This window comes from Bradyrhizobium sp. SUTN9-2 (genome assembly GCF_003122645.1).
Classification (GTDB): Bacteria; Pseudomonadota; Alphaproteobacteria; order Rhizobiales; family Xanthobacteraceae; genus Bradyrhizobium; species Bradyrhizobium yuanmingense.
The window spans coordinates 1450415-1463116 of record NZ_LAXE01000001.1; the positions used below are offsets into that span (position 1 = coordinate 1450415).

Annotated in this window: 6 protein-coding genes, 2 tRNA genes and 2 rRNA genes (1 of these 10 running past the window's edge); 6 read left to right on the plus strand and 4 right to left on the minus strand. The window is 62.4% G+C overall.

Annotated features, from left to right (window positions below):
* Positions 1 to 105 precede the first annotated feature (105 nt).
* A complete protein-coding gene (clpB, locus tag XF30_RS06845) occupies positions 106 to 2745 on the plus strand; it encodes an ATP-dependent chaperone ClpB (protein WP_109142257.1) in 2640 nt (879 codons plus the stop codon).
* Between the two features lie 41 nt (positions 2746 to 2786).
* On the opposite strand, the gene XF30_RS06850 is transcribed toward clpB, so the two are convergent.
* Positions 2787 to 3206 (minus strand): nuclear transport factor 2 family protein, encoded by a 420-nt coding sequence (locus XF30_RS06850; RefSeq protein ID WP_109142258.1) that lies wholly within the window; start codon positions 3204 to 3206, stop codon positions 2787 to 2789.
* A gap of 126 nt (positions 3207 to 3332) precedes the next feature.
* On the opposite strand from XF30_RS06850, the gene XF30_RS06855 reads away from it, so the two are divergent.
* On the plus strand, positions 3333 to 4073 hold the full coding sequence (locus XF30_RS06855; RefSeq protein WP_157783946.1) for a helix-turn-helix domain-containing protein: 741 nt from the start codon (positions 3333 to 3335) through the stop codon (positions 4071 to 4073).
* Positions 4074 to 4275: 202 nt separating this feature from the next.
* On the opposite strand, the gene XF30_RS06860 is transcribed toward XF30_RS06855, so the two are convergent.
* The 3 genes from XF30_RS06860 to XF30_RS06870 form a co-directional block, all read right to left on the minus strand.
* Positions 4276 to 4539 carry a hypothetical protein gene (locus XF30_RS06860; protein WP_035996955.1) on the minus strand — a complete coding sequence of 88 codons (264 nt, stop codon included), beginning with the start codon at positions 4537 to 4539 and terminating at the stop codon, positions 4276 to 4278.
* An 82-nt stretch (positions 4540 to 4621) separates the two neighbouring features.
* Positions 4622 to 6241, minus strand: a complete 1620-nt coding sequence (locus tag XF30_RS06865) for a Vgb family protein (RefSeq protein WP_109142259.1) — start codon at positions 6239 to 6241, stop codon at positions 4622 to 4624.
* Positions 6242 to 6395: 154 nt separating this feature from the next.
* Positions 6396 to 8459 carry a M23 family metallopeptidase gene (locus XF30_RS06870; protein ID WP_109142260.1) on the minus strand — a complete coding sequence of 688 codons (2064 nt, stop codon included), beginning with the start codon at positions 8457 to 8459 and terminating at the stop codon, positions 6396 to 6398.
* Positions 8460 to 9585: 1126 nt separating this feature from the next.
* Here XF30_RS06870 and XF30_RS06880 point away from each other — a divergent pair.
* From XF30_RS06880 to XF30_RS06895, 4 genes are all read left to right on the plus strand, one after another.
* Positions 9586 to 11074 (plus strand): 16S ribosomal RNA (locus tag XF30_RS06880).
* Positions 11075 to 11266: 192 nt separating this feature from the next.
* Positions 11267 to 11343: transfer RNA gene (locus XF30_RS06885), tRNA-Ile, on the plus strand.
* A 33-nt stretch (positions 11344 to 11376) separates the two neighbouring features.
* A tRNA-Ala gene (locus XF30_RS06890) sits at positions 11377 to 11452 on the plus strand.
* Between the two features lie 384 nt (positions 11453 to 11836).
* Positions 11837 to 12702 (plus strand): 23S ribosomal RNA (locus XF30_RS06895) (it continues 1981 nt past the right edge of the window).
* Together the 16S and 23S rRNA genes with 2 tRNA genes alongside form the textbook arrangement of a ribosomal RNA operon.

Below are 12702 nucleotides of genomic sequence, written 5' to 3' on the forward strand. Positions count from 1 at the left end.
GACCGTTACCGGTTGAGAAACGTCAATGCGGTAATTGGAAACCCAATGAAGATGCCGTTTGGGGTGCCTTAGAGGGCCCCGAGGGCAGGCCGAGGGACAGAAAAGATGAATATCGAGAAGTATACCGAACGCTCCAGGGGCTTCATCCAGTCCGCGCAGTCGCTCGCCATGCGCGAGGGGCACCAGCAGTTCTCAACCCTGCATGTGCTGAAGGTCCTCTTGGACGACAATGAGGGGCTCGCCGCCGGTCTGATCGACCGCGCTGGCGGCAATTCCCGCGCAATCCTGAAGGCGACCGAGGACGCCCTCAACAAGGTGCCGAAGGTCTCCGGCGGCGGTGCCGGGCAGATCTATCTCGCGCCCGAGCTGGCCCGCGCTTTCGATGCGGCCGAAAAGGCCGGCGAGAAGGCCGGCGATAGCTTCGTCACGGTCGAACGGCTTTTGCTCGGGCTCACGCTGGAGAAGACCAGCGAGGCCGGCACCATCCTGAGCAAAGGCGGCGTCACGCCGCAAAACCTCAACGCGGCGATCGAGGCGCTGCGCAAGGGCCGCACGGCCGACAGCGCGACCGCTGAGAACGCTTATGATGCCCTGAAGAAGTATGCCCGCGACCTGACCCAGGCTGCGCGCGACGGCAAGCTCGATCCGGTCATCGGCCGCGACGAGGAGATCCGCCGCACGATTCAAGTGCTCTCGCGCAGGACCAAGAACAATCCCGTCCTGATCGGCGAGCCCGGCGTCGGCAAGACCGCCATCGCCGAAGGCCTTGCGCTGCGCATCGTCAATGGCGACGTGCCGGAGAGCCTCAAGGACAAGAAGCTGCTCGCGCTCGACCTCGGCGCACTGATCGCCGGTGCGAAGTATCGCGGCGAGTTCGAGGAGCGGCTGAAGGCCGTGCTGCAGGAAGTGACCGGCAGCGAGGGCACCTTCATCCTGTTCATCGACGAGATGCACACGCTGATCGGCGCCGGCAAGGGCGACGGCGCGATGGACGCCTCCAACCTGCTCAAGCCGGCGCTTGCGCGCGGCGAGCTGCACTGCATCGGCGCGACCACGCTCGACGAATATCAGAAGCACGTCGAGAAGGACGCCGCGCTGGCGCGGCGCTTCCAGCCGATCTTCGTCAGCGAGCCCTCGGTCGAGGACACCATCTCGATCCTGCGCGGCTTGAAGGACAAGTATGAGCAGCATCACGGCGTGCGGATCACCGATTCCGCGCTTGTTGCGGCGACGACGCTGTCCAACCGCTACATCACCGACCGCTTCCTGCCCGACAAGGCGATCGACCTCATGGACGAGGCCGCGGCGCGGCTGAAGATGCAGGTCGATTCCAAGCCGGAAGAGCTGGATTCGCTCGACCGCGAGATCATCCGGCTCAAGATCGAGCAGGAGGCGCTGAAGAAGGAAAGCGATGTCGGCTCCAAGTCGCGGCTCCAGACCCTGGAGAAGGACCTGGCCGAGCTCGAGGAGAAGTCGGCGGCGCTGACGGCGCGCTGGAGCGCGGAGAAGAACAAGCTCTCCGACGCCCAGAAGCTGAAGGCCGAGCTCGACGGCTTGCGTGTCGAGCTCGCCAATGCGCAGCGGCGCGGCGAATTCCAGAAGGCCGGCGAGCTGGCCTATGGACGGATCCCGCAGCTCGAGAAGCAGCTTGCCGATATCGAAGCCAAGGAGAACTGGGGCGAGATGATGGAGGAGGCGGTCACCGCCAACCACATCGCGCAGGTGGTCTCGCGCTGGACCGGCGTGCCCGTCGACAAGATGCTGGAAGGCGAGAAGGAGAAGCTCTTGAAGATGGAGGAGCAGCTCGGCAAGCGCGTCGTCGGCCAGGCCGAGGCCGTGCGTGCGGTCGCAACCGCCGTGCGCCGCTCGCGTGCCGGCTTGCAGGACCCGAACCGCCCCACCGGCTCGTTCATGTTCTTAGGGCCGACCGGCGTCGGCAAGACCGAGCTGACCAAGGCTCTCGCGGAGTACCTGTTCAACGACGAGACCGCGATGGTCCGCCTCGACATGTCCGAATACATGGAGAAGCACTCGGTCTCGCGGCTGATCGGCGCGCCTCCGGGCTATGTCGGCTATGACGAGGGCGGCGCGCTCACCGAGGCGGTGCGGCGCCGACCCTACCAGGTGGTGCTGTTCGACGAGATCGAGAAGGCGCATCCTGATGTCTTCAACGTGCTGCTGCAGGTGCTCGACGACGGCCGCCTGACCGACGGCCAGGGCCGCACCGTCGACTTCCGCAACACGCTGATCATCATGACCTCGAACCTTGGTTCGGAATATCTGGTGAACCAGCCGGAGGGCGAGGACACCTCGGCCGTGCGCGAGCAGGTGATGGGAATGGTGCGGGCGCACTTCCGCCCCGAATTCCTCAACCGCGTCGACGAGATCATCCTGTTCCACCGCCTGCAGCGCAGCGAGATGGGCCGGATCGTCGAGATCCAGTTCGCGCGCCTGCAGAAGCTCCTGACCGATCGCAAGATCGTGCTGAGCCTCGATGCCGCCGGCCGCGACTGGCTGGCTGCCAAGGGCTGGGATCCCGCCTACGGCGCACGGCCCTTGAAGCGGGTGATCCAGCGCTACCTCCAGGACCCGCTCGCCGAGATGATCCTCGCCGGCGACGTCAGGGACGGCGACAATGTCGCGATCTCGTCCGAAGGCAATGTGCTGACCTTCAACGGCAAGGCGCCGCAGACCGCCGAGATCACCCAGTTCGAGGCGCCGGTGGCGAAGCGGAAGCTGAACTGATGAAATACACGCCCTCCGCGCCAACCTCGCGGAGGGCGTTTTCAATCCGCTAAGAACGCGTCCACCACTGCCTGACCGCGGTCGTAGACCCAGCATTCGCTCAGCAGGCCTTCACGCACGGCATAGACCAGCAACCGTTCCAATTCAGCCGTGCGACCGTCCCGGCTGAATGATTCCCGTGCGAGAATGGCGCCGCGCCGCGGCCCGGCCATCACGTCATCGATGGCGAGCAGTTTTCGGTTGGAGCGGCGTGCGACCTCGGCCAGAGTGGCAACCGCGGCCGCCTTGCCGCGGTGAGTGCCGGCGAGCGGATTATGGCCGGCATAGTGCAGCATGAATTCATCGTGGTAGCAGGCGGCGATCGCGGCGCGGTCACCGGCCTGCCAGGCGGTCGCGTAGCGCGAGACGGCGGCGCGGATCGCGGCGATTTGTGCGGCGTCATCTACCAGAACTCTGTCCATCGATATGATCTCCCGGGTCATCGGCAGCGCTGTGCCGGTGCGCTATGATGAGGCATGACCTCGCCTTCCGGCTTTCAGGAACTGGCTATCAGCACGCCGCCCAGCGGCGGACCAAAGAGGGCGCGGATGCTCGATTGGGACGCGCGGGTGCTCTATCTCGGTCCAGCCTTCGGGCTGACGCCCCACCGCAATGCCACCGGCGTGCTGGCCGTCGCGCTCGACGGGGCGATAGGCGTAGCTAACGATCCGAGGGCGCGCTCACCGTCTTATCGCCAGACCCGCAGCGTGCTGATCATGCCCAACAGTCTGCACCATCTCCGCACCGATGCTGGACGGATGGCCTTCCTCTATGTCGATCCCCTCGGCCGCGATATCGAGGCGCTTCGCTCACGAATGAAGGAGGTCGGATCGAGGGCCGCGTTCGACATGATCGACGAGAGGTCGGTCGTCGCGCTGTTCGGCGCCATCGCGGAGCGACGCCTCGCATCTGAGGACGCGCAGCAAGCAGCCCGCGATATGCTTGGGATCGGATCAAGTCCGCAGCCAGATGCAAGAATCGCCGCCGCCATCGAGCGGATGCGCGAGCAGCCCAGCGGTTCGCACACGCTTGCTGAACTCGGCCGCAAGGCCGGGCTTTCGTCCTCGCGCTTCCTGCATCTTTTCAAGGACGTCACGGGTGTGCCGCTCCGCCGCTACCGGATCTGGACCCGGATCGGCGCTGCCGCACGGGCGGTCGCACAAGGCCAATCGCTGACCGAGGCCGCGCATGGCGCGGGCTTTTCCAGCTCCGCGCATTTCAGCACGGCCTTCCGCGACATGTTCGGTATGATGCCGTCGGAATTGTTCGCACGGGTGCGTGCGGGTTAACGTCTTCAACGTGCTGTTGTAGGCGCTCGGCGACGGCCCGCTGGCCGAGGGCCAGGGCCGTACCGTCGATTCCGCGACATGCTGATCATCATGGCCTCGAACCTCGGTCCGAGTATCTCGTGAACCAGCCGGAGGGTGAGGATCTGAAATGAAAGCCGCCCCGGAGGGTCACCTCTCCGGGGCGTCCTGTTTTGCTGTCTGGCTAGTTGCCAGGGGCCGAGGCGGAGCGCGGCTCGACGCCGTCCTCCTCGTCCTCCTCCAGCTCCGACAAAATATCCACCAGCTCGCGCACCCGGCCCTGCGCCAGCGGGCGCAGATCGTTGATCATCGGCTCATCGTTGGCGAGCCAGGCCTGGGCCTCAGCAAGCTCCTCAGCGGTCGCGCCGGTCCCGATGATCTGGGCAATGGTGACGTCATCGGCGCGGTCCACGGCCTTGACGACATCGTCGCGTGAGAGGCGCGTCATGAGCGATCCTCCTGCTGGCTTCCGTCAGCGTCTAACCGGGGAACCGGCGTGACGGTTCCCGCCAGTCCCGTGCACGTAGCTCCTACTTCTTCACCACCTTGTAGATCGCATTCTCGACATCCGAGCTGACGTAGATCGCGCCCGTCGCGCCGACTGCGACGCCGGTGGGGATATGCGTCGGCAAGCCGCCGGGGGCGCCGGTCAGGCCGATCGGGAGATTGGCTGCGATCTCGGTGACCTTGCCGGATTCCGGCACGATCTCGATCAGCCGCTTGGCGCCGACTTCGGCGACGATCAGCTTGCCGTCGCCGGTGCGCGCGATGCCTTCTGGCATCTTCAGATCCTTGGCGATCACGGTCTTTTCGCCGGTGCTGTTGATTTTGGAGATGATGCCAGCAAAAGCCTCGGTGACGTAAACCTCGTCGCCGGCCCCGCGGACGAGACCCATCGGACCCTCGAGCGCGCCGATCAGCGTGGTGCGATCCTTGCCGTGCTCGCCGCTCACCTTGACCAGCGACTTGGTGCCGAGCTCGGCTACCAGGATGCTGCCGTCCGCGAGCACGACCGCGTCATGCGGCGCCTTGAAGTCGTGCAGCATGTCGCGCGTCGCGCCGGTCTTGCCGTCGATCACCTGCACGGTGCCGGTGAACCAGCTCGACAGGACCACGTCGTTGCCCTTCGCCGTCGCGCTCATCGGATATTCGAGCGTCGTGCCAGCGGCGTGCATGCGCGCCTTTTCGGTGACCTCGCCGGTCACGCCGTCCACCGTGCGATAGGCGAACAGGTCGGCGACGTGGATCGTGTCCTTGCCGTTCTCCGAGGTGACGCCGATGCCGCCGGGCAAAGCGAGCTTGCCGATGATGATCTGCTTGGCATGACCGGTCGCGGGATCGACCTCCTGGATGCCGTTGTCGGCCATGTTGGAGACGTAGATGCGGTCCTTGTCGTCGATGGCGAGATTGTCCAGCGACGGCTTCAGCTGCGCGACCATGGTCTTGGCGCCCGATTTGGGATCGACCCGGACGAGCTGGCCGAGCGCGGTGTCGATCACGACGAGATTGCCCTTGGAATCGAAGTTCACGGCGGCCGGGATCTTGAAGCCGTCGGTGACGACACTCAGCTCGGCCTTGTCGACGTCGACCCTTGCGACCTGGCCCTTGAACCAGAGCGGACCATAGAGCTTGTCGTCGGGACCGAACTCGAAGCCGTTGAGGCCGCCCATCTTCTCCATGATCTGGCGGGGCGGTTTGACGCCCTCGACGTCGATCTCGTAGAGCGCATCGCCGAGGAAAACGGTGGTGGCGTAGAGCCTGCCGTCCTTGCGGAAGGCGAGCGAGTTGATGCCGGGCAGCCCGGACGCGAGCTTCTTGATCGGTCCGTCGCCCTTGCGCGCATAGAGATCGCCGGCGAGGAAGCCGGTCCAGGCCATGGTGCCGTCGGGCGCGAATGCAATGTCGTCGGCCATCCCCACCGGTGCCGGGATTGCAACCTTGGCGCTGCCGCCGGCAATGTCGACCTCGTAGAGCGCAGCGCCCGCGACGCTGCCGGCAAACAAATGGCCGGCCTTGTCGACACCGAGCCCGTGCACGCCGTGGAATGCCGAGCCCGGCACGAGTCTCGTGACCTCCCAGCTGTCGGCCGATGCGCTCGTTGTGGCGAACAGCGCAGCAATCAGGGCTGCGCAGGCGAGCCTGTTTCTCATGGCGTGACCTCCCATTTTTTGGAAAGTATTCGCCCGTCCTGCGGCTTTGGCAAACAAAACTTGACGTTGTGTCGCCGCGAAGCGGCCTCGCTGCGTAGCGTGCTCGTTTGAAATTCTGTTTGACAACGCCGGCCGATATCGGCGCGTTGCCGGCTTACCGGTTGGTGACCTGCAGCGGCCCGCCGGTGGCGTCCGACATGCGGGCGATGGCGCCGCCGCGGCCGCTCATCATGCCGTCGAGCCGGTCGCGCTCCTTCTCGAAGCTTGCCAGCATCGGGCCCTCCAGCGAACGGCCGCGCGGCAGCTTCACGCGCATGGGATCGACGAAGCGGCCGTTGACCAGGATCTCGTAATGGACGTGCGGGCCGGTCGACAGGCCGGAGGAGCCGACGAAGCCGATCACCTGGCCCTGCCGCACCTTCTTGCCGGGCTCCATGCCCTTGGCGAAGGCCGACATGTGGCCGTAGGCAGTCTCGTAGCCGTTGGCGTGCTTGATGCGGATGTACTTGCCATAGCCGCCCTCGGGGCCGGCCTTCTCGATCATGCCGTTGCCGGAGGCGAAGATCGGCGTGCCGTAGGAGGTGGACCAGTCGACGCCGGTATGCATCTTCACGTAGCCGAGGATCGGGTGGCGGCGGCCGCCGAAGCCGGAGCGCATGATGGCGTTGTTGACGGGCTTTCTGACCAGGAACTTCTTCGCGCTCTTGCCGGTCTCGTCGTAATAGTCGACGAGGCCGTCGTCGGGGCTCTGGTAGCGGTAGTATTTCTTGGTCTCGCCGCCGACGGTGAGCGAGGCGAACAGCACCTCGTTCTTCTCGGTCGCGGTCACGCCCTCGTCCTCGCCCGCGTAAAACACGTCGAAGGAATCTCCGGGCTGCACCTTGCGCTGGAAATCGACGTCGTAGGAGTAGATCTTGATCATGTCCTCGATGACGGGCATCGGGACCTTGTTGCGCATCGCGGTCTCGTAGATGCTCTGGTAGAGCCGCACGCCGGAGCCGTCATCGTCATCCTCGTCGTCGCTGCTGGCGTTGGCCGCAGTATCGGCGACGGTATTCATGCTGGAGACGTCGACGGCGACGTATTTGCCGAGATCGGACAGCGCCGCGATCGCTTCCACCATCGTGTCGTTTGCAACCACGACGCGATAGGGCTGCAGGCGGGCGCCGGGGCTTGCGGGCGCCATCAGGATGCGGAGCTTCTCGCCTTCCTTCAGGCCGCTGTCGCGGCCGCGCGGTCCGAGAGTCGCGGTGATCGCCTTGATCTCGTCGGCACTGGCGCCGAGATCGCGCAGCACGCCGGCGACGCTGTCGCCCTTCTTGACCATGTGGACGCGTTCGCCGTTGGGATTGCCGCCGGTGATCTGCTCCTTGGTCTTGGGCAGCAGCGTGACGTTCTCCGGCACCACGCGCGTCTCGAAGCCGGCATAGGGATCGGACGGCGAGGCCTCGGCGGCGTAGGCGGTTCTGATGTCGGAAGGACCGGTCGCGCCGGAGATGTCGGCAGCCGTGTTGGCGAGCGAGGCGTAGCGCACCCCGCCATTGCCGCGCCAATTGGCGGCATCGCGCACCCGCATCAGGATGTCGTCGAGTGCCACCACCGCGGGAATCTTGGCCTTCGGCAGCACCGGCGACAGGTCCTTGGTGACGAAGGACACTTCCGCGTCGGGCTCGACGGCTTCGGGATTGTTGGGATCGTCGGACGCCGTCTTCGGGTCGGAGCCGACATCGGTCAGCAGGCGCTGGGCGTTGAACGGCGGGATCTTCGCCGACAGATCGCTCGTCGTCATCGACAGATTGCCGGCGATCCGCACGAACGGACGCACCCGCATCACGTCACGGTTGCCGACGCGGGCAACCGTCGAGACGCGCATCACGTTGCGTGAGGCGGTGGATTCGCTCGGCGGCGGCAGGCGATCGCTCTTGTGCAGCGTGGCGGCACGATCGGCGGCGCCGAATGCTCCGCGCAGCGCGCCCTCGACCCGCTCCGGCACCTTGGCGAAGGTCATCTCGCCGTCGAGCGAAGCGAAAACGGCGCCGCCGATCAGGGCTGCGCCGCAGAGTCCGGTCAAAATTGTCCCGCTGAACCATTGCACCGAGACGCGTCGGCGGTCGATCACCGCGGCTTCAGAACCATCGACGGACAGCGGCGGCTCGTGGCCGAGATCGATGATCCCGGTCTCACGCCCGTAAGTGCCGCGTGACGTCCTGTGGTTCAACCCAAGTCCCCCAACTCAACGACCCAAGATGCCCGGTTTCGAACCTGTCCCAGGCTGCCCTCTTGAACGGGGATCGCCGGAGCAGGCAAGCCGCACAACTGTCCGCGCCCAGAAAGCCCCTTGATGGGGCCGGCCGAAATTACGAACAGCTGGACGGGTAAAGCTCTCTCGATGTCTTTCGAATGCCGAAGGAAGGTCGCGTCATTTGCAACATCGCCTTCCTCTGACCCCATGAAAATCGCCGGCAGCCCCCACAGGCGTCCCCGCGATTCAAGCTTGTCTCTTATCAGAACGCCGCGGGATTGTGGCTCAAGTACGGCGCCAAATATGGAAAAAGTTTCCTAAATGCCGGGCCGTAAAGGCCCCCGTGAGATCACGGGCTGAGCTCGAGCGGGGTGGGGGACAGGGCCCCATCTAGCGGGGGAGGCGGGCGTCTGGCAGGGGGGCCGACAGCGCTTGGGACGGCGCGCCCCCCCAGGGTGGCGGAGTGCGGAGGAGGGCCCCCGAGGGAGGCCGCCAGGGAGGGCTCCAAGGCGCCCTCCGGAGCCCGCCGGCGGGCAAACTTTTTTTCAGATTTTTTGCCGGGCGGGCTCGTTCGGCGTGCCCGGCGGCTTTCTAAATGGCTGGAATCGTGGATGTTTTCTCGCTGGTCCACTGTGCGACGATTTGTTGACGATTGGCGTTGACAGGCCGGAAGGTGGGGCCTATAACCCCAACCACTGAGCGCGGCGCCGCCGGGTCACTGACCAAGGCGAGCGAACGCGCCACTGATGCTCCTCACCTTGTTGAGTGACACAACAGCCGACACCAGTCGGTTGGAGTTCATCCATCGTCGGTAAGGGTGTCGGAACCCTTCCTCTCAGGAAGGTTGAGACCTCCACGGTCTCGGGCTGTTTGACAAGTGAAGATGAAGAAAGAGAAACGTGGACGGCGGAGTCCTTGCGGGTCTCGCTTCCGAGAAGCTTCGGCTTTTCTGATCGAGACCGGACGAAAGACTTCGGCGGTACACGTTTTAAAGGAAACACCATCGTTGCCAGCGATGTGAATCGCGGGCAGCACATCGACTTCGGTCGATAATGGTGGGACCTCGTCAAACGTTGTGATCAGCCGGTTCAAAGTTCAAGTCCAACTTGAGAGTTTGATCCTGGCTCAGAGCGAACGCTGGCGGCAGGCTTAACACATGCAAGTCGAGCGGGCGTAGCAATACGTCAGCGGCAGACGGGTGAGTAACGCGTGGGAACGTACCTTTTGGTTCGGAACAACACAGGGAAACTTGTGCTAATACCGGATAAGCCCTTACGGGGAAAGATTTATCGCCGAAAGATCGGCCCGCGTCTGATTAGCTAGTTGGTGAGGTAATGGCTCACCAAGGCGACGATCAGTAGCTGGTCTGAGAGGATGATCAGCCACATTGGGACTGAGACACGGCCCAAACTCCTACGGGAGGCAGCAGTGGGGAATATTGGACAATGGGGGCAACCCTGATCCAGCCATGCCGCGTGAGTGATGAAGGCCCTAGGGTTGTAAAGCTCTTTTGTGCGGGAAGATAATGACGGTACCGCAAGAATAAGCCCCGGCTAACTTCGTGCCAGCAGCCGCGGTAATACGAAGGGGGCTAGCGTTGCTCGGAATCACTGGGCGTAAAGGGTGCGTAGGCGGGTCTTTAAGTCAGGGGTGAAATCCTGGAGCTCAACTCCAGAACTGCCTTTGATACTGAAGATCTTGAGTCCGGGAGAGGTGAGTGGAACTGCGAGTGTAGAGGTGAAATTCGTAGATATTCGCAAGAACACCAGTGGCGAAGGCGGCTCACTGGCCCGGTACTGACGCTGAGGCACGAAAGCGTGGGGAGCAAACAGGATTAGATACCCTGGTAGTCCACGCCGTAAACGATGAATGCCAGCCGTTAGTGGGTTTACTCACTAGTGGCGCAGCTAACGCTTTAAGCATTCCGCCTGGGGAGTACGGTCGCAAGATTAAAACTCAAAGGAATTGACGGGGGCCCGCACAAGCGGTGGAGCATGTGGTTTAATTCGACGCAACGCGCAGAACCTTACCAGCCCTTGACATGTCCAGGACCGGTCGCAGAGATGTGACCCTCTCTTCGGAGCCTGGAGCACAGGTGCTGCATGGCTGTCGTCAGCTCGTGTCGTGAGATGTTGGGTTAAGTCCCGCAACGAGCGCAACCCCCGTCCTTAGTTGCTACCATTTAGTTGAGCACTCTAAGGAGACTGCCGGTGATAAGCCGCGAGGAAGGTGGGGATGACGTCAAGTCCTCATGGCCCTTACGGGCTGGGCTACACACGTGCTACAATGGCGGTGACAATGGGATGCTAAGGGGCGACCCTTCGCAAATCTCAAAAAGCCGTCTCAGTTCGGATTGGGCTCTGCAACTCGAGCCCATGAAGTTGGAATCGCTAGTAATCGTGGATCAGCACGCCACGGTGAATACGTTCCCGGGCCTTGTACACACCGCCCGTCACACCATGGGAGTTGGTTTTACCTGAAGACGGTGCGCTAACCCGCAAGGGAGGCAGCCGGCCACGGTAGGGTCAGCGACTGGGGTGAAGTCGTAACAAGGTAGCCGTAGGGGAACCTGCGGCTGGATCACCTCCTTTCTAAGGATGATCCTTCAGCGAGCTCACGCTCACTATCGGATCGTTTTAGAAACATCAGTGGCCAACAGATCGCCAGATCGTTGAGCTGCATTGGCGGGATTTCGCCGTCTTCGTTTCTCTTTCTTCGCGGACGAACACGCGCTGGGCCTGCATCATGCAGGATCCCACGGTCCCTGACGGGATATGCGTTAGGGGCTTGTAGCTCAGTTGGTTAGAGCGCGCGCTTGATAAGCGTGAGGTCGGAAGTTCAAGTCTTCCCAGGCCCACCACTTTCATCGAGTGAGCATTCGTCTTCTGGTTACGGGGCCATAGCTCAGCTGGGAGAGCGCGTGCTTTGCAAGCATGAGGTCGTCGGTTCGATCCCGTCTGGCTCCACCAGATGGTTTGATCACCGAGATCTTGCACCGTCGTCCGCGAAACATCACTTCGCATCCTGCTAGTCTGGATAGCAGCAAGATGCGTGTTTTCTGACATCGTAAAGAGGAGATCGATCCGAGTTGGGTCGTGCAGCAGATTGTTGCGCGAATCCTTCATTATCTCCGGATCATTTTCGGCGCTCGCCTTCAGCCGTGAGGTTGAATGCGAGTTGTAAAATGATCCTTTTAGCGAAGCTTGACCGCCTCGCTATCGGAACGATCTTACGAAGCAAGCTGGTCTTTCTAGTCAATGTCCGGCTGCACGTAGCATTCATCGAGGGTGCGCGCCGTAAGGCAATCGTGCAGACAACATTCTGCCGAGTGTGTGGACATTGATAATGAGAGCAATCAAGTGCCTTAAGGGTGTTCGGTGGATGCCTTGGCGCTGAGAGGCGATGAAGGACGTGCTACGCTGCGATAAGCCGTGGGGAGCTGCGAAGAAGCTTTGATCCGCGGATTTCCGAATGGGGAAACCCACCTTCGATAGCCGGAACTCCAAGACCTTGTGTCTTGGTGTTCGACCAGAAATGATCCGGACCATGACCCTAGAGGTTTTGGATTTCCGGTTATCAAGAGAAGGTATGAGACTTCTGAATACATAGGAGGTTTCAAGCAAACCCAGGGAACTGAAACATCTAAGTACCTGGAGGAAAGGACATCAACAGAGACTCCGTTAGTAGTGGCGAGCGAACGCGGACCAGGCCAGTGATACATCAAAGACAATCGGAACCAGTCAGGAAAGCTGGGCCTCAGAGGGTGATAGCCCCGTACGAGTAATGCGATGATGTATCCACGAGTAAGGCGGGACACGTGCAATCCTGTCTGAACACGGGGGGACCACCCTCCAAGCCTAAGTACTCCTCAGCGACCGATAGCGAACCAGTACCGTGAGGGAAAGGTGAAAAGCACCCCGACGAGGGGAGTGAAATAGACCTGAAACCGGACACCTACAAACAGATGGAGCTCAAGATTCGTTCTGGGTGACATCGTACCTTTTGTATTATGGGCCAGCGACTTAATTTAACGAGCAAGCTTAAGCCGATAGGCGAAGGCGTAGCGAAAGCGAGTCTGAATAGGGCGCCAAGTTCGTTGTATTAGACCCGAAACCTAGTGATCTAGCCATGAGCAGGTTGAAGGTGAGGTAACACTCACTGGAGGACCGAACGGGTGCCTGTTGAAAAAGGCTCCGATGACTTGTGGTTAGGGGTGAAA